The organism is Lentzea sp. NPDC092896, assembly GCF_044754905.1.
In the GTDB taxonomy this organism is placed as follows: Bacteria; Actinomycetota; Actinomycetes; order Mycobacteriales; family Pseudonocardiaceae; genus Lentzea.
In genome coordinates, this window is record NZ_JBIVPX010000002.1 from 231,807 (window position 1) to 250,731 (window position 18,925).

General features: G+C 69.7%; 15 protein-coding genes. 12 read left to right on the top strand and 3 right to left on the bottom strand.

Annotated features, from left to right (window positions below; translation table 11 throughout):
* Positions 1-532: 532 nt before the first annotated feature.
* The 3 genes from araB to araA are packed head-to-tail and all read left to right on the top strand — an operon-like array spanning position 533 to position 4,379.
* Positions 533-2,206, top strand: a complete 1,674-nt coding sequence (araB, locus tag ACIQF0_RS12540; RefSeq protein WP_401029926.1) for a ribulokinase — start codon at positions 533-535, stop codon at positions 2,204-2,206.
* A complete protein-coding gene (locus ACIQF0_RS12545) occupies positions 2,206-2,859 on the top strand; it encodes an L-ribulose-5-phosphate 4-epimerase (RefSeq protein WP_360035462.1) in 654 nt (217 codons plus the stop codon). The genes araB and ACIQF0_RS12545 overlap by 1 nt, the downstream gene beginning before the upstream one ends.
* A 17-nt stretch (positions 2,860-2,876) precedes the next feature.
* A complete protein-coding gene (araA, locus tag ACIQF0_RS12550; RefSeq protein ID WP_401028331.1) occupies positions 2,877-4,379 on the top strand; it encodes an L-arabinose isomerase in 1,503 nt (500 codons plus the stop codon).
* Here araA and ACIQF0_RS12555 read toward each other — a convergent pair.
* Positions 4,349-5,176 (bottom strand): alpha/beta fold hydrolase, encoded by an 828-nt coding sequence (locus ACIQF0_RS12555; RefSeq protein ID WP_401028334.1) that lies wholly within the window; start codon positions 5,174-5,176, stop codon positions 4,349-4,351. The two genes, araA and ACIQF0_RS12555, sit on opposite strands and share 31 nt — an antisense overlap.
* Before the next feature lie 154 nt (positions 5,177-5,330).
* Here ACIQF0_RS12555 and ACIQF0_RS12560 point away from each other — a divergent pair, with 154 nt between their 5' ends.
* The 3 genes from ACIQF0_RS12560 to ACIQF0_RS12570 all read left to right on the top strand — a co-directional run bounded on the left by ACIQF0_RS12560 (position 5,331) and on the right by ACIQF0_RS12570 (position 9,247).
* Positions 5,331-6,098: a hypothetical protein gene (locus ACIQF0_RS12560; RefSeq protein WP_401028336.1), complete on the top strand. Its 768-nt coding sequence runs from the start codon at positions 5,331-5,333 to the stop codon at positions 6,096-6,098.
* A 156-nt stretch (positions 6,099-6,254) separates the two neighbouring features.
* Positions 6,255-8,231 carry an RICIN domain-containing protein gene (locus tag ACIQF0_RS12565; protein ID WP_401028338.1) on the top strand — a complete coding sequence of 659 codons (1,977 nt, stop codon included), beginning with the start codon at positions 6,255-6,257 and terminating at the stop codon, positions 8,229-8,231.
* A gap of 77 nt (positions 8,232-8,308) precedes the next feature.
* On the top strand, positions 8,309-9,247 hold the full coding sequence (locus ACIQF0_RS12570; protein WP_401028340.1) for a cellulose binding domain-containing protein: 939 nt from the start codon (positions 8,309-8,311) through the stop codon (positions 9,245-9,247).
* Here the strand turns inward: ACIQF0_RS12570 and ACIQF0_RS12575 are convergent, their stop codons facing one another.
* Entirely contained in the window at positions 9,248-10,231 is a 984-nt protein-coding gene (locus tag ACIQF0_RS12575) for a LacI family DNA-binding transcriptional regulator (RefSeq protein ID WP_401028343.1), read from the bottom strand.
* A gap of 74 nt (positions 10,232-10,305) precedes the next feature.
* Between ACIQF0_RS12575 and ACIQF0_RS12580 the strand changes: the two genes are divergently transcribed.
* The 6 genes from ACIQF0_RS12580 (at position 10,306) to ACIQF0_RS12605 (ending at position 18,047) form a co-directional block, all read left to right on the top strand.
* Positions 10,306-11,478 carry an MFS transporter gene (locus tag ACIQF0_RS12580; RefSeq protein WP_401028346.1) on the top strand — a complete coding sequence of 391 codons (1,173 nt, stop codon included), beginning with the start codon at positions 10,306-10,308 and terminating at the stop codon, positions 11,476-11,478.
* Positions 11,479-11,695: 217 nt separating this feature from the next.
* Positions 11,696-13,879, top strand: coding sequence for a pectinesterase family protein (locus ACIQF0_RS12585; RefSeq protein WP_401028349.1), 2,184 nt, complete (start codon positions 11,696-11,698; stop codon positions 13,877-13,879).
* Positions 13,876-14,751 (top strand): carbohydrate ABC transporter permease, encoded by an 876-nt coding sequence (locus ACIQF0_RS12590; protein ID WP_401028351.1) that lies wholly within the window; start codon positions 13,876-13,878, stop codon positions 14,749-14,751. The genes ACIQF0_RS12585 and ACIQF0_RS12590 overlap by 4 nt, the downstream gene beginning before the upstream one ends.
* On the top strand, positions 14,748-15,629 hold the full coding sequence (locus ACIQF0_RS12595; protein WP_401028354.1) for a carbohydrate ABC transporter permease: 882 nt from the start codon (positions 14,748-14,750) through the stop codon (positions 15,627-15,629). The genes ACIQF0_RS12590 and ACIQF0_RS12595 overlap by 4 nt, the downstream gene beginning before the upstream one ends.
* 7 nt (positions 15,630-15,636) lie before the next feature.
* Positions 15,637-16,905 (top strand): ABC transporter substrate-binding protein, encoded by a 1,269-nt coding sequence (locus ACIQF0_RS12600; protein ID WP_401028356.1) that lies wholly within the window; start codon positions 15,637-15,639, stop codon positions 16,903-16,905.
* The gene (locus tag ACIQF0_RS12605) at positions 16,902-18,047 is read left to right on the top strand and encodes an enolase C-terminal domain-like protein (protein ID WP_401028359.1); all 1,146 of its coding nucleotides are present in this window, start codon (positions 16,902-16,904) and stop codon (positions 18,045-18,047) included. Before ACIQF0_RS12600 ends, ACIQF0_RS12605 begins: the two co-directional genes overlap by 4 nt.
* A gap of 33 nt (positions 18,048-18,080) precedes the next feature.
* Here ACIQF0_RS12605 and ACIQF0_RS12610 read toward each other — a convergent pair whose 3' ends face one another.
* Positions 18,081-18,845 (bottom strand): pectate lyase, encoded by a 765-nt coding sequence (locus ACIQF0_RS12610; RefSeq protein WP_401028362.1) that lies wholly within the window; start codon positions 18,843-18,845, stop codon positions 18,081-18,083.
* Between the last annotated feature and the right edge of the window lie 80 nt (positions 18,846-18,925).

Consider the following 18,925-nt stretch of genomic DNA (forward strand, 5'->3'; position numbering starts at 1 on the left):
CGAGTCCTTGGCGGTTCCGCTGGTTGCCGGGGTGCGGGTGCGGTGTGGCGTTGAGTCCTTGGCGGTCCCGCTGGTTGCCGGGGTGCGGGTGCGGTGTGGCGTTGAGTCCTTGGCGGTCCCGCTGGTTGCCGGGGTGCGGGTCCGGCGTGGCGTCGAGTCCTTGGCGGTTCCACTGGTCGCCAGGGTGCGGGTCCTGCGCGGCATCGACACCTCGGCGGTCCCGCTGGTTGCCGGGTGCGGGTGCGGTGTGGCATCGAGTCCTCGGCGGCCCCATTGGTTGCCGGGTGCGGGTCCCGTGTGGCATCGACACCTCGGCGGTTCCGCCGGCCGTCGAGCGGGGAGTCCCGGCGGCACGCGGGGAAGCGGCTGCGGCCGGCACCGGACGCGGCCCGGCCCGCACCGGTGCTGACGCGGGTCTGTTTGTCGTGCGCTCACCTCCCTGCGCATTTCCCTCACTCGCAGGGAAATCACGATGTATCGGGCGCATCTTGACTCCCTGATTGTTAGCGATAACACTCAGGTCGTGACTGACATGACGATCGACCGCGACGCGTGCGTGGTGGGTGTCGACTTCGGCACGCTGTCCGGCCGCGCCGTGGTCGTGCGCGTCCGCGACGGAGCCGAGCTCGGCACCGCGGTGCACGAGTACCGCCACGCGGTGGCGGACCAGGTGCTGCCCACCACCGGCCGGCCGTTGCCGCCGGAGTGGGCGCTGCAGGTCCCGGCCGACTACCTCGACGTCCTGCGCACCGCCGTCCCGCAGGCCGTCGAGGCGGCCGGGATCTCGGCGGCACAGGTGATCGGCATCGGCACCGACTTCACCGCCTGCACGATGGTGCCGGTCACGGCGGACGGCACACCGTTGTGCGAGCTGCCGGAGTTCGCGGAGAACCCGCACGCCTACGTCAAGCTCTGGCGCCACCACGCCGCCCAGCCTCAGGCCGACCGGATCAACGAGCTCGCGCGGCAGCGCAAGGAGCCGTGGCTCGCGCGTTATGGCGGCCTGATCTCCTCGGAGTGGGAGTTCGCGAAGGGCCTGCAGGTGCTGGAGGAGGCGCCCGAGGTCTACGCGGCGATGGCGCGGTGGGTCGAGGCCGCGGACTGGATCATCTGGCAGCTCACCGGCACCTACACGCGCAACGCCTGCACCGCCGGCTACAAGGGCATCCACCAGGACGGCGAGTACCCGAGCGAGGAGTTCCTCGGGGAGCTCAACCCCGGGTTCGCCACGTTCGTCGCCGACAAGCTCGACCATCCGCTGTCCGCGCTCGGGGACAGGGCCGGTGAGCTGACCGCGCAGGCCGCCGGGTGGACCGGGCTGCCGCAGGGCATCGCGGTGGCGGTCGGCAACGTCGACGCCCACGTCACGGCGCCCGCCGCGCAGGCCGTCGGCCCCGGCCAGATGGTCGCGATCATGGGCACCTCCACCTGCCACGTGATGAGCGGCGAGGTGCAACGCGAGGTGCCGGGCATGTGCGGCGTCGTCGACGGCGGCATCGTGCCGGGACTGTGGGGCTACGAGGCCGGGCAGAGCGGCGTCGGCGACATCTTCGCGTGGTTCCTGCGCAACGGCGTGCCGCCCGCCTACCACGACCAGGCGAGCGAGCGCGGTATCACGGTGCACGAACTGCTCTCCGAGCTGGCAGCGCGACAGGCGGTGGGGGAGCACGGGCTCGTCGCGCTCGACTGGCACAGCGGCAACAGGTCCGTGCTGGTCGACCACGAGCTGTCCGGGGTGATCGTCGGTCAGACGCTCGCCACGAAGGCGGAGGACGTCTACCGCGCACTCCTCGAAGCCACGGCGTTCGGCACCCGCGTCATCGTCGACACCTTCACCGGCGCGGGCGTCCCGGTGACCGAGCTCGTGATCGCCGGTGGCCTGGTCAAGAACACGCTGCTGATGCAGATCTACGCCGACGTCGTGAACCTGCCGCTGTCGGTGAGCGGCTCGGCCCAGGCCCCCGCGCTCGGCTCCGCGATGCACGCGGCGGTGGCCGCGGGCGCGTACCAGGACATCCGCGCGGCCGCCGTCGAGATGGGATCGGTGCGGCGCAACGTCTTCACACCCGTCCCGGAGAACGTCAAGGCCTACCAACGGCTCTTCGACGACTACCTGGAGCTGCACGACTACTTCGGCCGCGGTGCCAACGATGTCATGCACCGGCTGCGCGGGTACCGCCGAGCCGCACTGGAGGGGAAGAGCTGATGTCCGCCACGGCAGAACTCCGCCGCACGGTCGCCGAACTCCACCGCGAGCTGACCCGCTACGAGCTGGTGAGCTGGACCGCCGGCAACGTGTCGGCGCGGGTGCCAGGCCACGAGCTGATGGTGATCAAGCCGTCCGGCGTGTCCTACGACGAACTGGGTCCGCACGCGATGGTCGTGACGGACCTGCACGGCACCCTCGTCGAAGGCGAGCTGGCGCCGTCCTCCGACACCGCGGCCCACGCGTACGTCTACCGGCACATGCCTCACGTGGGCGGTGTCGTGCACACGCATTCTCCTTACGCGACAGCGTGGGCGGCGCGCGGGGAGCCCATCCCGTGCGTGCTCACCATGATCGCGGACGAGTTCGGCGGCGACGTCCCGGTCGGGCCGTTCGCGTTGATCGGCGACGACTCGATCGGCAAGGGGATCGTGGAGACCCTCAGCGCCAGCAGGTCTCCTGCCGTGCTGATGCGCAACCACGGCCCGTTCACCGTCGGAGCCACCGCCCTCGCGGCTGTGAAAGCCGCGGTGCTGCTGGAAGACGTCGCCCGCACCGTCCACTTCGCACTCCAGCTCGGCAAGCCGGACGTGATCGAGCAACAGCACGTCGACCGGCTCTACGAGCGCTACCAGAACGTTTACGGCCAGTGAGCCCAGAAGGAGAGCACATGCCGGACAAGCCCCAGATCTGGTTCCTCACCGGCAGCCAGCACCTCTACGGCCCCGAGACGCTCGACCAGGTCGCGGCCCAGTCCCAGCAGATCCAGCGGATGCTCAGCGAGTCCGGCCGGATCAGCGCGGAGATCGTGTGGAAGCCGGTGCTCACCGACTCCGGCGCCATCCGCGCGATCATGCAGGAGGCGAACAACGACCCCACGTGCGTCGGCGTGATCGCGTGGATGCACACGTTCTCGCCGGCGAAGATGTGGATCACCGGGCTGGACCTGCTGCGCAAACCGTTGCTGCACCTGCACACGCAGCTCAACGAGGCGCTGCCGTGGTCCACCATCGACATGGACTTCATGAACCTCAACCAGGCCGCGCACGGCGACCGCGAGTTCGCCTACGTGCAGACCCGGATCGGGGTGGCGCGCAAGACGGTCGCCGGGCACGCGAGTGATCCCGTGGTGGCCGAGCGGATCGACGGCTGGGCTCGCGCCGCCGCCGGTCGGGCGCACCTGCGCGGCCTGAAGCTGGCGCGGTTCGGCGACAACATGCGCGACGTCGCCGTGACCGAGGGCGACAAGGTCGAGGCGGAGCTGCGGTTCGGCGTCTCGGTCAACACCTACGGCGTCAACGACCTCGTCGCCGTGGTCGACGCGGTACCCGACGCCGGCATCGACCTGCTCGTCGCCGACTACGCCGAGACCTACCGGCTTTCACCGGAGCTGGCACGCGGCGGAGAGCGGCACGACTCGCTGCGGTACGCGGCCCGCATCGAGATCGGTCTGAGGTCCTTTTTGGACGACGGCGGGTTCGGCGCGTTCACCACGAACTTCCAGGACCTGGGCGGGTTGCGGCAGCTGCCGGGCCTCGCCGTGCAACGTCTGATGGCGGACGGCTACGGCTTCGGCGGTGAGGGCGACTGGAAGACGTCGGCGCTGCTCGCCGCCGTGAAGGCCATGGGCACCGGCACCGGTCGCGGCACGTCGTTCATGGAGGACTACACCTACCACTTCGGGCCGGGCACGCCGAAGATCCTCGGCGCGCACATGCTGGAGGTCTGCCCGACGATCGCCGCCGCGCAGCCGTCCTGTGAGGTCCACCCGCTGGGCATCGGCGACCGGGAGGACCCGGTGCGTCTGGTGTTCGACGCCGCGCCCGGTCCCGCCGTGGTGGTCGGACTGGCCGACCTCGGCGACCGGTTCCGCCTGGTGGCCAACGAGGTCACGGTGGTGCCGCCGGACGAGCCGCTGCCGAAGCTGCCGGTCGCACGGGCCGTGTGGCAGCCGGCGCCGTCGCTGTCGACGTCAGCGGAGTGCTGGCTCACCGCGGGCGGACCGCACCACACGGTGATGACCCAGGCGGTCGGAGCCGAGGTGCTGCGGGACTTCGCGCAGATGGCCGCCACGGAGCTCGTGCTGATCGACTCCGCGACGACCCCGGCCTCGTTCACCGACCGGCTGCGCTGGAACTCCGCCTACCACCGCCTGGCACTGGGAATCAGCTGACGCGCGTGGAACTCGGCGATCTGCCGCCACATCGCGGCGGGGTTGGAGTACATGGGGAGCTGCCCGCTGTGCGGGATCTCCGCGAGCTCCACCCCGTTCGCGTCGAGGATCGGCAGGTAGGAGAGGTTCGCGCACTGCTCGCCGTAGAGGTACATCCGCGGACAGGGCAGTGACAGGAACTTCTGCAGGAGGTTCCCGTGGTCGGCGAGTTCGACCATGGACCGGAAGAGGGTGGGCACGGCACCGCGCCGGACCTTGTTCGGGAGGTTCGCCGCGTACAGGCCGCCGCCGTAACACGGTGTCTCGCGGCTGCGTTCCGCGAGCCTGAAGAGGTAGTCGCCGGGATCGCGGTGGTTCAGCGCCTCCCGGCTCAGCACGCAGTCCTCGGGTGCCAGCACGCCCTTGATGTTGACGAAGCTCAGCACCCGGCCCGGTTCCCTGTGAGCCAGGAGAAGCGCCGTGAGTGCTCCCGTCAGGTGCCCGACCACGTGGAACCGGCCGATGCCCGCGCGGTCGAGCATCGCCCGCGCGGTCTCCGCCAGGAACGGCACGTCGACCTCTCCCAGGCCGGAGCACTCCGTGGCGCCCGCACCAGGTGCGTCGTAGGCGAGGAACGGGCGCCCGGCGAACTCGTGTCGCTGGAGGACGTCGAGGTAGTCCTCCTTGCTCGTGCCGAACCCGTGCAGGAAGACGACGGGGGCGTCGACGCCCCCGCGCCGCACCGACGCGACCTTGAGGTTCACCCCGTGCACGCGCAACGGGATCTGCTCGTGGACGACTCTGTCTGCCGATGGCATGGCTGTTCCCCGGTTCTTCGCAGGTGCGGGACTGCGGAATGAACCGTGAGCATGCCAGCAGCTGTGAACGCTCACAAGTGGTTGAACTTTTTGCTTTCCCGGTCCGTATCCCGTTCTGCCGGCACAAAACGTCCCCTAGTCGTGAGGTTCGAATATGTCGAGAGCGCATGCACGACCCCAGCGAAGCAAGCGGGTGCTCGTGGCCGGGGTCGCCGTCGCCGCAACGCTGACAGCGGTGACCGCGGCCGTCGCCTTCGCGGGCGGGGAGACCACCACCGGCGCGATCGCATGTCCGCAGCCCGTCGTCCCGGCGGTGCCGGCCGCGGCGCAGGCCGAGGTCCAGCGAGAGCTCGCCAACCTCGACAAGCAGATCGCGGAGGCCAACAACCGGCTGCGCACGTCGGCCGGCGAAGGCGGGCCGAACTTCGTGCAGAACGCGATTCTCGGCCCGTTGGCGAGCAAGCGGGTCGCGGCGCTGAACCGCATCGAGACCGCCATCGGCAGGGTCGCCGCGAAGCCGGAGGGGCTGGAGAGGTTCGCGACCTGCGGACTTGGTCAGGCACCCGCCGTGTCCGCGCCGCCGACGACGTCGAAACCGGCGTCTACGGGTACGAACACCGGTACCGGATCGGCGGCCGGGCAGGTCGTCGAATGCCCGCTGCCGGTGGTGCAGAACGTGCCGGCGGCCGCGCGCGCCGAGGTCGACCGCGAGCTCGCCAACCTCGGCAAGCAGCTGGCGGAGGCGAACGAGCGGCTGCGCACGTCGGCCGGTCAGGGCGGGCCGAACTTCGTGCAGAACGCGATCCTGGGCCCGTTGGCCGGCAAGCGCGCCTCGGCGCTGGACCGCATCGCGATCGCCATCGGCCGCGTGGGCACGCGGCCTCAGGGACTGGAGCGCTTCGCCACCTGCACGCTCAAGTAACTCTCCTCGGGGTTCGAGCGTGCGGGCCCGTCTCCTCGGGGCGAGCGTTCCAAAGGGGCCTGCCGGACGGACGCGCCTCCGTCCGGCAGGACCTTGACGCGCGAGTAGGTTCTCGATAGATGTTAGCGTGAACATCGCGCGTTCAACGGAGAACCGATGACCAGACTTCTTGCTCTGCTTGCCGTTTCGGCGCTGTCGCTGGCCACCGCGGTCCCCGCCGTGGCCGCCGTCGACACCGTCACGGTGAGACCGGATCCGACCTATCAGCAGGAGCCGTTCCAGGGCTGGGGCACGAGCCTGGTGTGGTTCGCCAACGCCACGGGCGACTATCCGGACGAGATCCGCAACCAGCTGGCGGAGCTGCTGTTCGGTGAGGACGGGCTGAACCTCAACATCGCGCGGTACAACATCGGCGGCGGCAACGCCCCGGACGTGCCGCAGTACCTGCGGGCGGGTGCCGCGGTCCCGGGGTGGTGGAAGGCGCCGGCAGGCACCACCCGCGCGGACACCGACTGGTGGAAGCCGGGCGACGCGCGTTTCTTCGACACCGCGGCGGATCCGCGTCAGCGGTGGTGGGTCGACCGGATCAAGAAGGACGTGACCCGCTGGGAGTCCTTCAGCAACTCGCCGCCGTGGTTCCAGACGGTGAGCGGGTACGTCTCCGGCGGCTTCGACCCGAACGCGGACCAGTTGCGGGAGGACCGGATCGGCGACTTCGCCGCCTACCTCGCCCAGGCCACCGCGGAGCTGGAACGGGCCCACGGCATCAAGTTCGCCACGGTCGACCCGTTCAACGAGCCCAACACCTCCTACTGGCGCACGACGCTCGGCCCGGACGGCAACCCTACGGGCGGCCGCCAGGAGGGCGCGCACATCGGGCCCGCCCTGCAGGCGAAGGTGGTGCCCGCGATGGCGGAGGCGTTGCGCGCCAACCGGCTCAAGGCCACCGTCTCCGCGCCGGACGAGACCAACCCCGGCATCTTCGCCGCCGACTGGGCGGGCTATCCCGCCTCGGTGCGCACGCAGGTCGGCCAGTTGAACGTGCACACCTACGGCACGGGGCGCCGCACGTCCGCCCGCGACATCGCCAAGGGCGCCGGCAAGCCGTTGTGGATGAGCGAGGTCGACGGGCACTGGGGCTTCGGCCAGAGCTTCACCAGCATGGACCCCGGTCTCGGCATCGCGGAGCGCGTGATCGACGACCTGCGCGAGCTGGAACCGCGCGCGTGGCTGCTGTGGCAGGCCGTCGAGGACTACAACAACATGAAGCCCGGTGCCGAGTCCGCGGACGGCATGAACTGGGGCGTGATCCAGATCCCGTTCGACTGCGAGGCCCAGGACACGCTGGCGACCTGCCCGGCGCGCGTCAACACGAAGTTCCACGCGCTGCGCAACTTCACGCACTTCGTGAAGCCCGGTGATCGCCTGGTGAAGGTCAACACCACGACCGACGTGGCGGCGGTGCGCAACACCGAGCTGAAGTCGTTGGTGCACCTGAACAAGACCGATCAGGCGCAGTCCGTGACGCTGGACCTGTCGGCGTTCGGGTCGGTGCGGCAGAACGCGTCCGTCCGGCCGGTCGTGACGGACCAGTACGGCGCGTTGGTGAAGGGTGCGGCCGTGCGGGTCAAGGACCGCAGGGCGACGCTTTCCGTGCCGGCGAAGTCGGTCGTCACGTTCGAGGTGAGCGGTGTCAGCGGCGTCGACCGCGAGGCGGCGCTGGGCGGGCAGTACCGGCTCACCGGGGCGCAGAGCGGCAAGTCGCTCGCGCCGTCGGGCACCTCGCTCGTCCAGCGCACCGCCGACGCGACCGCGGCCGACCAGGTGTGGCGCGTGGAGCGCCGAACTGGAGGCTACGACAACCGCGCCCAGTTCTCCGTGGTCAACGCCGCCACGGGCCAGCGGATCGCGGCGGCCGGTGGCAACGTCGTGCTGACTTCCTCCGACGGCCCGGCCGCGAGATGGGTGCTCTCGTCCACCGGGGACGGCACGTGGACCTTCGTCAACCAGGAGAACGGAAGTCTGCTCGACGTGGTCGGCGAGTCGCGTGAGGACGGTGCCAGAATTGGTTTGTACCAAGCGACTTCCGGTGCCAATCAGCGTTGGTCGGCGACCGCCGTTCCGAGCAGGTAGTCCACTCCGAACGGTCGATTGAGCCGGGCCCGTGACCCTCTAGGGTAGTTGAGGGTTCAACGACAATTGGGGTAACGGTGTCGCGCAAGCTTTGGCTCGTGGTTCTGGTCCTGCTCACCGGAGCATGCACGGCAGGGCCGCCGTCGACGGCGCCGTCCACCCGGACGCCCTGGAAACCGCCCACCCTCATCAACGAGGAGGCGCGGTACGAGGGCGTGCTGCACTTCGTGCGTGACGTGATCGACGGCCGGACCGTCGAACTGGCGGACGGCACGAAGGCCCGCATCGCGCAGCTGGCGGCACCCCCGCCCTGCTGGGCGGACGGCGCGTTGTCCTTTGCCAGGACGACGCTGCTGGCCAGCGCCGTCCGCATCAGTCCCGTCGTCTCCGGCGACGTGAACCTGGTGCTGGAGGACGGCACCGACTACGCGTTGCTCGCGGTGCGTCAGGGCGTGCTGCGGGCGGAGGGGGTCGACGGCGGCGCGTTGCTCTCGGCGGAGTCCGAGGCGGCCGGTGCCGACAGGGGCCTGTGGGGACCACCGTGCGAAGGTCTCGACGCGGCCCCGCCCCCGGCCGCCACCACGGGTCTGCCGGCACCGGGCACGACCGCGGTGCGGCCGCCACCGGCCCCGGCCATCACGACCACGACGCCACCCCGTGCCGCGCCCACGACCACGCCGCCGAAGCCTCCCGCGCGGACGTGCGCGGTCGCCTACCGCATCTCCGGTCAGTGGCCGGGTGGCTTCCAGGCGAATGTGAGCGTGCGCAACACCGGTTCCACGTCCGTCAACGGCTGGACGCTGCGGTGGAGTTTCGCGAACGGGCAGACCGTCACCGACATGTGGAACGCGAGGGCGCGGCAGTCCGGTGCGACCGTCGACGCCGCGAACGCCGACTACAACCCGCAGATTCAGCCGGGCGGTTCGGTGTCGATCGGATTCAACGGAACGGTCCGCGCCGGGAACTCCGCTCCCGGCGCTTTCACGCTCAACGGCCAATCCTGTTCGGTCGAGTGATCACGCGCTCTCCCGCACGACGAGTGCGGAGGGGTAGAACGTCGCCCCCGAGGTGTCGCGGCGGTCGAGGACTGCCTGTGCCGCGGCGGCGGCGATGTCCTCCACCGGGTGCGTGCTCGTCGTGAGCGCCGGACGGCTGAGCCCGGCGAACGCGATGTCGTCGAACCCGGCGACGGCCACGTCCCCCGGCACCCGCACGCCCAGCGCGTGAAGTCCGTCGAGGACACCCAGCGCCGTGAGGTCGCTGAGCGCGAACACCGCGTCGGTGTCCGGCCACCGCGCCATGATCTCGACGGCCGCCTCGGCACCTCGCGCGGCCGTGAAATCTCCCGGTACGACCCTGGGCTCGCCGCCGCTGTCGTGCAACACCTTGCGGTACGCCTCGACGGCGCGGTCGCCGCAGGGCAACCAGGCCGGACCGGTGACCATCGCGATCCGGCACCGGCCCGTGCGCACGAGGTGGCGCACGACGCCGTCGGTTCCGGCGCGGTTGTCGACGTCGAACGACGGCACGTGCCGCGTCCCGACCCCGACCGCGGCGACCCGTCCGCGCAGCTCCCGTGGCACGGTCTCCAGCGCCGGCCGCGTCGGGTTCACCACCACGAGGCCCCCGAGCCCGCGGCCGTCGGCGAGGCGGGCGAGTGAGCCGGGATCGTCCAGGGGCAGCCAGTGCAGGGAGACACCGACCTCGCGCTCGGCGGCGACGTGCGCCGCCGACGTCAGGACGCGGCCGACGTACGGGTCGTCGAGCACGGCGGCGGTGTGGCCGATGACCGCGATCGCGAGGCGCGTGCCCGTGCGGGTGACCAGCGCGCGGGCGGAGGCGTCCGGCACGTATCCCAGCGCGGCCACGGCGGCTGTGACACTGTCCCGTGAGCGTTGTGATGCCGGGCCCTGCCCGGTGATGACCCGCGAGGCGGTGGCCCGGGACACGCCTGCGGCCCGTGCCACGTCGTCGAGCGTCGCGGTGTGTACTCCCGTCATCTCAGCAGTATTGCGGTGGAAGCGCTTCCATGTGTGGGGTAAGTACTTCAGTATCGAGAAAGGGAGGGACCGGGATGTCCGTCACGGTGCCGCGCAGTCAGGTCCGAGCCGCCGCAGCGGGGGTCGCGGTGACCTTCGGACTCAACGGAGTGGCGGTGGCGACGTGGTTCGCCCGCGTGCCCGCCGCCCGTGACGCGCTGGGCCTGACGCCGGGCGCGCTGGGGTTGCTGCTGCTGTCGATGTCCGTGGGCGCCTGCCTGGCGATGCTCACCGCGGGCGAGGTCACGCACCGGCTCAGGCCGAAGCGGACGGTGAGCCTGTCGGCCGTGACGGTCGCGCTGGGACTCGCGGTGGCGGGCGTCGGCATCGGCGCCTACCCGTCGCCGGTGGTGACGGCGATCGGGATCTTCGTGCTCGGCTACGGCTCGGGGTTGTGCGACGTGGCGATGAACGTCGAGGCCGCGGAGGTGGAACGCGCTCTCGGCAAGACGGTGATGCCGCGCTTCCACGCCATGTGGAGCCTCGGCACGGTGGCCGCCGCCGGCCTGGCGTCGTTCGCGGCGTGGGCGGTCCTGCCCGTGACCGCGCACCTGGCCGTGGTCGCCGTGATCGTCGCCGGCGGCACGCTGGTGGCCGCGCGCACGTACTGCCTGGCAGCCGAGGCCGAGCAGGGCAGCAGCAGCGGGGTCATGGCGGCGTGGCGGGAACCGCGCACGTTGCTGATCGGGCTGCTGGTGCTGGTGTTGGCGTTCACAGAGGGCACCGCGAACGACTGGGTGGCGGTCGCGTTCATCGACGGCTACGAGGCCGACCCGGCACTGGGCGCCCTGGTGTTCGGCGTGTTCGTGACGACGATGACGTTCGGCCGGATCTTCGGCACCATCGCGCTGGACCGCTGGGGCCGCGTCCCGGCAGTGGTCCTCTCGATGCTGCTGGCCGCTTCCGGCGTGGCGCTGGCCGTGTTCGCCGGGTCGTTCGGCGTGGCGGTCGCCGGTGTGGCCGTCTGGGGACTCGGGACCGCGCTGGGCTTCCCCGTGGGCATGAGCGCGGCGGCCGACGATCCGGAACGCGCGGCGGCACGGGTCAGCGTCGTCGCGGTGATCGGCTACACCGCGTTCCTGGCGGGGCCGCCGCTCGTCGGGCTGCTCGGCAACCAGTGGGGAGTGTTGCGGGCATTGCTGGTCGTGCCGTTCCTGCTGTTGCCTGCGCTGGTGCTCACGCCTTCGCTGCGGCAGCCCCAGGGCTGAGCCTTTCCAGGCCGTCGGGACACGAACGCCGCGATCAATTTTGATCGCGGCGTTTTTCTGTTCGACGGCATTCGATTCGAAGAATCGTCGAACGCCGTGCCGAATCGTCGAATGAATTCACTTCGTTGACGCATGCCGGAAGCATTCGTAATACTCGGTTCACGACCGTGGACCTTGTTCAAGAATGTGAATCCTCCTTTCCGAAGGGTATTCCGTCATGCGGCTTTTCGTTGGCGCGCTGGTACTGGCCTGCGCGACCGCCGGGGTGGTGAGCCCTTCGGCGCACGCCGGTCACGACCCGGCGCGGCAGGTGCTGCCCGCGGGGGACGGCTGGGCGTCGGCCGGGCCGGGCACCACCGGGGGAGCGGCGGCGCCCGCCGCTCACGTGCACGAGGTGCGCACGCGGGCTGAGCTCGTCGCGGCGCTGGCCTCGCCGGGACCGCGGATCATCAAGGTCAGGGGCGTGATCGACGCGAACACCGGCGACGACGGGAAACCGTTGCGGTGTGAGGACTACGCGGCCGACGGCTACACGCTGGCGGGTTATCTCGCGGCGTACGACCCGGCGGTCTGGGGATGGGAACGCGAACCGGAAGGAGCGCTCGAGGACGCGCGGGTCGCGTCGGCGAAGAAGCAGGAAGCGGTCATCGGGCTGAACGTCCAGGCCGACACGACGATCGTCGGAGTCGGCCGCGGCGCCGGCATCACCGGTGGCAGCCTGCGGATCCACGGCGTGCGCAACGTGATCGTGCGCGACCTGACCTTCCGCGACACCCGTGACTGCTTTCCGCAGTGGGATCCCAACGACAACAGCCCCGCCTCCCCGCCCGGCAACTGGAACTCGCTCTACGACTCGGTCTCGCTGCAGCGGTCCGAGAACGTGTGGGTCGACCACAGCACGTTCACCGACGAGCCGAACGCCGACAGCACCCAGCCGCTCCACTTCGGACGGCCGTACCAGGTGCACGACGGCCAGCTCGACATCACGAACGGGTCCGACCTCGTCACCGTGTCCCGCAACGTCTTCGCCGAGCACGGCAAGACCATGCTGATCGGCTCGTCGAACAGCTCCACGACCGATCCGGGCAAGCTACGGGTCTCGGTGCACCACAACGTCTTCCGCGACGTGCTGGAACGCGCACCGCGCGTGCGGTTCGGCCAGGTGCACGTCTACAACAACCTTTACGAAGGCGCGCAGACGTACAGCTGGGGTGTCGGCGTCAGGTCCCAGATCTACGCGCAGAACAACTTCGTCAAGGGCATCGCGCCGCAGGAGGTCGTCTACAACTGGGGCGGCACGGCGCTCACCGACACCGGCAACCTGGTGGACGGCAGGCCGGTGAGCCTGGTGAACGCTCACAACGCGGCGTTCCCGGACAAGGCCCTCGGCACGGACGCCGGGTGGACGCCGACGCTGAACCGCGGTCTCGAACCCGCGCACCGGGTCAGGCACCTCCAGGCGGGTGCGCCACCGGCGGGCAACCACCTGGTGGTGGGCCAGGGTTTCGCCACCGTGCAGGCCGCGATCGACGCCGCGCCGGCCGGAGGCGTGATCACCCTGCCGACGGGCGTGTACCGGGAGGTCGTCAAGATCCCGGCCACCAAGCAGAACCTCACGCTGCGGGGCGCCACCGGACGCGCCCAGGACGTGGTGATCGACTTCGACAACGCCAGCGGCACCAAGAAGCCCGACGGCACCACCTACGGCACGACCGGTAGTGCCACCGCCACCATCGCGGCCAACGGCTTCACCGCCCGCGACGTCACCTTCCGCAACTCGTTCGACCGCAAGCAGCATCCGGAGATCACGGCCACGCAGGCCGTCGCGGTCAAGGCCACCGGCGATCGAATGCTGTTCGACCGCGTGCGCTTCGAAGGCCACCAGGACACGCTGTACGCCGACACCCCGGACGTGGCCACGCGGTCGCGGCAGTACTACCGGGACTGCGCGATCACCGGCGACGTCGACTTCCTCTTCGGCCGGGCGACAGCGGTCTTCGAACGGGCGACGATCACCGCGCTGAACCGCGGCGGCGACCCCAACGGCTACGTGACCGCCGCCAGCACCCGCAAGGACAACCCGCACGGCTTCCTGATCGTCAACTCGAAGATCCTCAGCGACGCCCCGGCCGGCACGTACTTCCTCGGCAGGCCGTGGCATCCCGGCGGTGACCCCGACGCGATCGCCCAGGTCGTCATCCGCGACACCGCGCTGCCCGCCGCGATCAAGGCCGCGCCGTGGACCGACATGTCCGGATTCCCCTGGCGTGGCGCGAGGTTCGCGGAGTACCGCAACACCGGCCCCGGCGCGGGCACCGGAACAGATCGCCCGCAGCTCACCGCCGAGCAGGCGCGACTGCACACCAAGGACGCCTACCTGAGCGGGTGGAACCCCGCGTGAGGACTCGCACGTGGGCGCCGTACGCCCTGATCGCCCCGACGCTCGCGCTGATGGCGGTGTTCCTGGTCTACCCGATCGCGAGCGTCGGGTGGTTCAGCCTGCGTCAGCACACAGTCACTCAGCCCTGGAAGAACGGCTTCATCGGGTTCGAGAACTTCCGGCGGATGCTGTTCGAGGACCAGCTGTTCTGGCAGAGCCTCACGTTCAGCGCCAAGTGGGTCGCCGTCGAAGTGGGACTGCAACTGGTGCTGGGGCTCGTTCTCGCACTGATCGTCAACGAGACGTTCGTCGGCCGTGCGCTCGCCAGGTCCCTGGTGTTCTCGCCGTGGGCGGTGTCCGGGGTGCTCACCACCGGCATCTGGATCCTGCTCTACAACCCGTCGACGGGCATCTTCCAGCAACTCGCCCAGTGGGGCATCGGCGATCCCGGCACGTCGGTGCTCGGCGATCCGGCGACCGTGTTCCCCGCGACCGTCGTCACCGAACTGTGGCGCGGCGTGCCGTTCTTCGCGATCCTGCTGCTCGCCGACCTGCAGACCATCCCGAACGACCTGTACGAGGCCGCGTCCGTCGACGGCGCCGGGCGATGGCGCCGGTTCGTCAGCGTCACGTTGCCGCACCTGCGGGACGCGATCGTGCTGTCCACCCTGCTGCGCGCGGTGTGGGAGTTCAACAACGTCGACCTCATCTACACGCTCACCGGCGGTGGACCGGCGAACCAGACCACCACGCTGCCCCTCTACGTCGCGCGCAAGGCCGTGGACTCGCACGACTTCGGCTACGGATCCGCGCTGACGATGGCCGGCTTCGTGATCCTGCTGTTCTTCTCCATCCTCTACCTGAGGCTGTCCAAGTTCGGGAGCCGGGCATGACCCAGACGCTCACCCGCCCGGCCACGGTCCTGGAACCGCCGCCGGCACCGCCTCGACGCAAGCGGCACCGCGATCCGAGCCGGTACTTCCGGCTGCACCTGCCGCTGGTGCTCTACCTGTTGTTCACGCTCATCCCGTTCTACTGGATGCTCGTCTTCGCTTTCAGGCCGACGGGACAGACCGCGCTCGTGCCGTGGCCGATCACGTTCGAGCACTTCGACACCGTGTGGAACGGCATCGGCTTCGGGCTCTTCTTCCAGAACAGCCTGATCATCGGGGTCGGCACGCTGGTCGTGGTCACCGTGTTCGCGCTCATGGGCGGCTACGCGCTGGCGCGCTTCAAGTTCCGCGGCCAGCGGGTGTTCCTGCTGGCGTTGCTGTGCACGCAGTTCATCCCCGGCGCGATGATGCTGATCCCGTTGTTCGTGATCTTCAAGTCCGCCGGGCTGCTGAACAGCCTCACCGGCCTGGTGATCGCGGACACCGCGTTCCAGCTGCCACTGGCGCTGATCCTGATGAGCGGGTTCGTGCGCAACGTCCCGGTCGAGCTCGAAGAGGCCGCGATGGTCGACGGCTGCTCGCGGCTGCGCGCGTTCTTCGCGGTGACGCTGCCGCAGCTCAAGCCCGCGATCGTGGCCGTCGGATCGTTCGCGTTCATCGGTGCCTGGAACAACTTCCTGTTCGCGCTGATGTTCGCGAGCAGACAGGACAAGTTCACGCTGCCGGTCGGGCTCAGCTACGCGCTGGGGGAGTTCAACACCGACTTCGGCGCTCTCGCTGCGGGCGGCGTCGTCGCCGCGGTGCCGGTCGTGCTGGTTTTCGCCGTGGTGCAACGGTTCCTGGTGCAGGGACTCAGCGCAGGCGCGGTCAAAGGATGAGGGAGACATGAGAAGACTGCTGGTCGCGCTGGCACTGGTGCTGAGCGCGTGTTCCGCTGGACAGGACGGGCCCACGACGATCACGTTCTGGGACAACAACGGCGGCCCCGGCCGCACCCCCATCTACCAGGAGCTGATCAAGCGGTTCGAGGCGGCGAACCCGGACGTCAAGGTCGAGTACGTCGGCATTCCCAGCGCGTCGGTGCAGCAGAAGTACGACACCGCCATCGCCGGCGGGTCCACTCCGGACGTCGGCGGCGTCACGACGTCCTACCTCGCGCACCTCATCGGCCAGGACGCGCTCGAGCCGGCCGACGACCGGGTCGAGAACGGTGCGCTGAAGGGAAAGCTGCTCAACGGCCTGCTGGAGACCGTGCGGCAGACCGCGCCCGACGGCAAGCTCTACGCGATTCCGGCGTCGGGCAACATGGACATCATCTGGTACCGGTCGGACCGGTTCGAGGAAGCCAAGATCGCGGAACCGTCCACCTGGGACGATCTGACCAAGGCCGCCACCCAGCTGACGAAGCCGGCGGCCAACCAGTACGGCTTCACGATTCGTGGCGGTGCCGGATCGGTCTTCCAGCTGTTGTCCGAGGCCTACTCCTACTCCGCTGTCGACAAGTTCTACGACGGCGGCAAGAGCACGGTCGCGGACCCGCGCAACGCCGAGCTCGTGCGCAAGGTGGCCGAGCTGTACAAGAAGGCCACGCCCGAGGCCGACGTGAACAACAGCTACACGCAGATGGTCGCGCAGTTCACCGGCGGCACGGTGGCGATGATGCACCACAACCTGGGCTCGACCGCGGACGTGATGAAGGCGCTCGGCCCGGAACGCGTCGCCGCGATGCCGTTGCCGAAGGGGCCGTCCGGCAAGCGCACGGTGGTGCCGAACCCGACCGACGGCTTCGCGGTCTTCAAGGGCGGCAAGAACCGGGAGGCGTCCTGGAAGTTCGTCGAGTTCCTGACGTCGGCCGAGAGCAACGGCTACTGGAACGAGAAGGTCGGCCAGATCCCGGCGAACACCGACGTGCGCGGTGCCGAGTGGATCCAGAAGAACCCGGCCGTGAAGATGGCGCTCGGGGTGCTGGAGGACCCGGCGACCGTGCTCGTGCCCGCGCCGGTCTACCTGCCCGAGTACTCCTCGATCACCAAGACCGACACCGAACCGCTGTACCAGAAGGTGTTGCTGGGACAGATGTCGGCGCAGGAGTTCCTCGACCAGCTCGCGGCGAAGCTCACCACCGCCCAGCAGGACTGGGAGAAGCGCAAATGATCGAACGGGTGGTCGTGCGCACGTTCACCACCACCGCGGCCACGTCCGTCGATCCGGAGGGGCACCGCCATCCGGCGTCTGAGCACGAGGTGACCGAGGCGCTGCTGGAGATCACCGACGCCGACGGCGCCACCGGGTACTGCCAGGTGCAGCCGGACCAGCTGCGGCCCGCGGTGCTGGACAAGCACGTGCGGCCGGTGCTGCTGGGGCAGGACCCGTGGGACCGCGAACGGCTGTGGCGGCTGCTCGCGCGCCGGCAGCGGGGCGCGCACGGCGGGTTCACCGACCGCGCGCTCGGGTTCGTCGACCAGGCGCTGTGGGACCTCGTCGCACGCAAGGCGGGGCTGCCGGCGTGGAAGATCGCCGGGGGTGCCCGCGACCGGATCCCGGCCTACGCCAGCACGATGTGCGGTGACACGGACGGCCTCGCGACACCGGGCGACTACGCGGACTTCGCGAAGCACCTCGTGTCGGTGGGCTACCGGGCGATCAAGCTGCACACGTGGATGCCGCCGGTGCCCGGCGCGCCCACCGTCTCCCGTGACGTCGAGGCGTGCCAGGCGGTGCGGGACGCGGTGGGACCGGACGTGGCGCTGATGCTCGACGCGAGCCACTGGTACTCGCGGACCGAGGCGCTGCGGCTCGGCAGGGCGTTGCAGGAGCTGGACTTCTACTGGTTCGAGGAGCCGATGGAGGAGGCGTCGATCAGCTCCTACCGGTGGCTGGCCGAGCAGCTGGACATCCCGGTGATCGGCCCGGAGGTGGCGTGGGGCAAGCACCTCACCCGCGCCGAGTGGATCGCCGCCGGCGCCTGCGACATCCTGCGGGCGGGCCCCGCGGGCAGCGGCGGCATCACGCCGGTGCTCAAGACCGTGCACCTCGCGGAGTCGTTCAACATGGACTGCGAGATCCACGGAAACGGGTCGGGCAGCCTCACCGTGCTCGGGGCGACCGACGCCGGCCGCTGGTACGAACGCGGTCTGCTGCACCCGCACGTCGACTTCGACCGCGTCCCGCCGCACCGGAACGCCATCGCCGATCCGCTGGACGAGAACGGGTGCGTGTCGCTGCCGGTGATTCCCGGAATTGGCGACGACTGGAATTTCGAACACATCGGAGTTCACACTCTTGAAGTGTGGTGAGAAATGCCCCGGCCAGTGGCCGGGGCATTTCCTCTAGCGGTAGGTCAGGTCCGAGGACTTGAACAGGCAGTTCGTGCTGTCCGCCCCGGTGCCGATTTTCTTCGGCTCACCGCTCGTGACACCCTGGTACTTGTCGCAGATCGCGATCTTCTTGCTGCTGTCCCCGACGATCGTGATCTTCGAGAACCGCGCGGTGTCGCCGTAGTTCGTGTTGATGCCGACCAGCGACTTGCCGGGCGAGAACGCGGTGATGTTCTCCAGCACGACGTGCCGCTTGTGCTGCGTGCCGCAGTTGCCGCAGGACCGGTAGAGCTTGCCGAAGTCGTCCACCTGGAAGTTGCGGATGATCATCGTGCCCGGCCCGTTGTGCTGGAAGACCTTGTCCGACGCCTTGCGCGCGCCGCCACCGCTGATGGTCATGGTCTGCGACGACGACGTGCCCTTGAACGTGGCCGCGTCCTCGCCGACGTCCTCCCACCACACGTTGCTGAGCGTGCAGGTGCCGAGGCAGTGGACCCCGTCCGCGGCCGGCGCGCCGAGCACGACGTTATTCAGCGTCGCGCCGTCGGCCAGCTGGAAGATCGGGCCCTGGTCCTCGTTCTGGCCGCCGGAACCGAGGCTGCCGGTGCCGTAGAACCGTTGCATGCCACCGTCGTAGCCGCTCGACCCGACCTTGATGGTCGTGCCGACCGGTTTCGACCCGGAGGGCGTGGGGAAGGTGCTGCCCGAGGCCTGGGCCTGAGGTGCGAGAAACGCGGCCAATGCCGCGGCCAACACCAATGGTGCGAGTTTCTTCATGTGTGCTCCGCTTGCAGGGGGATATGCGGCGATAATTCGATGGTAGGGAGAGGATCTTTCCTGTCAACTTCTTTCGATTG

Coding starts and splice junctions, on each gene's coding strand:
- araB (WP_401029926.1), top strand. CDS start 533: ATGACGATCGACCGCGACGCGTGCGTGGTGGGTGTCGACTTCGGCACG.
- ACIQF0_RS12560 (WP_401028336.1), top strand. CDS start 5,331: ATGTCGAGAGCGCATGCACGACCCCAGCGAAGCAAGCGGGTGCTCGTG.
- ACIQF0_RS12545 (WP_360035462.1), top strand. CDS start 2,206: ATGTCCGCCACGGCAGAACTCCGCCGCACGGTCGCCGAACTCCACCGC.
- ACIQF0_RS12575 (WP_401028343.1), bottom strand. CDS start 10,231: ATGACGGGAGTACACACCGCGACGCTCGACGACGTGGCACGGGCCGCA.
- ACIQF0_RS12580 (WP_401028346.1), top strand. CDS start 10,306: ATGTCCGTCACGGTGCCGCGCAGTCAGGTCCGAGCCGCCGCAGCGGGG.
- ACIQF0_RS12585 (WP_401028349.1), top strand. CDS start 11,696: ATGCGGCTTTTCGTTGGCGCGCTGGTACTGGCCTGCGCGACCGCCGGG.
- ACIQF0_RS12600 (WP_401028356.1), top strand. CDS start 15,637: ATGAGAAGACTGCTGGTCGCGCTGGCACTGGTGCTGAGCGCGTGTTCC.
- ACIQF0_RS12605 (WP_401028359.1), top strand. CDS start 16,902: ATGATCGAACGGGTGGTCGTGCGCACGTTCACCACCACCGCGGCCACG.
- araA (WP_401028331.1), top strand. CDS start 2,877: ATGCCGGACAAGCCCCAGATCTGGTTCCTCACCGGCAGCCAGCACCTC.
- ACIQF0_RS12555 (WP_401028334.1), bottom strand. CDS start 5,176: ATGCCATCGGCAGACAGAGTCGTCCACGAGCAGATCCCGTTGCGCGTG.
- ACIQF0_RS12565 (WP_401028338.1), top strand. CDS start 6,255: ATGACCAGACTTCTTGCTCTGCTTGCCGTTTCGGCGCTGTCGCTGGCC.
- ACIQF0_RS12610 (WP_401028362.1), bottom strand. CDS start 18,845: ATGAAGAAACTCGCACCATTGGTGTTGGCCGCGGCATTGGCCGCGTTT.
- ACIQF0_RS12595 (WP_401028354.1), top strand. CDS start 14,748: ATGACCCAGACGCTCACCCGCCCGGCCACGGTCCTGGAACCGCCGCCG.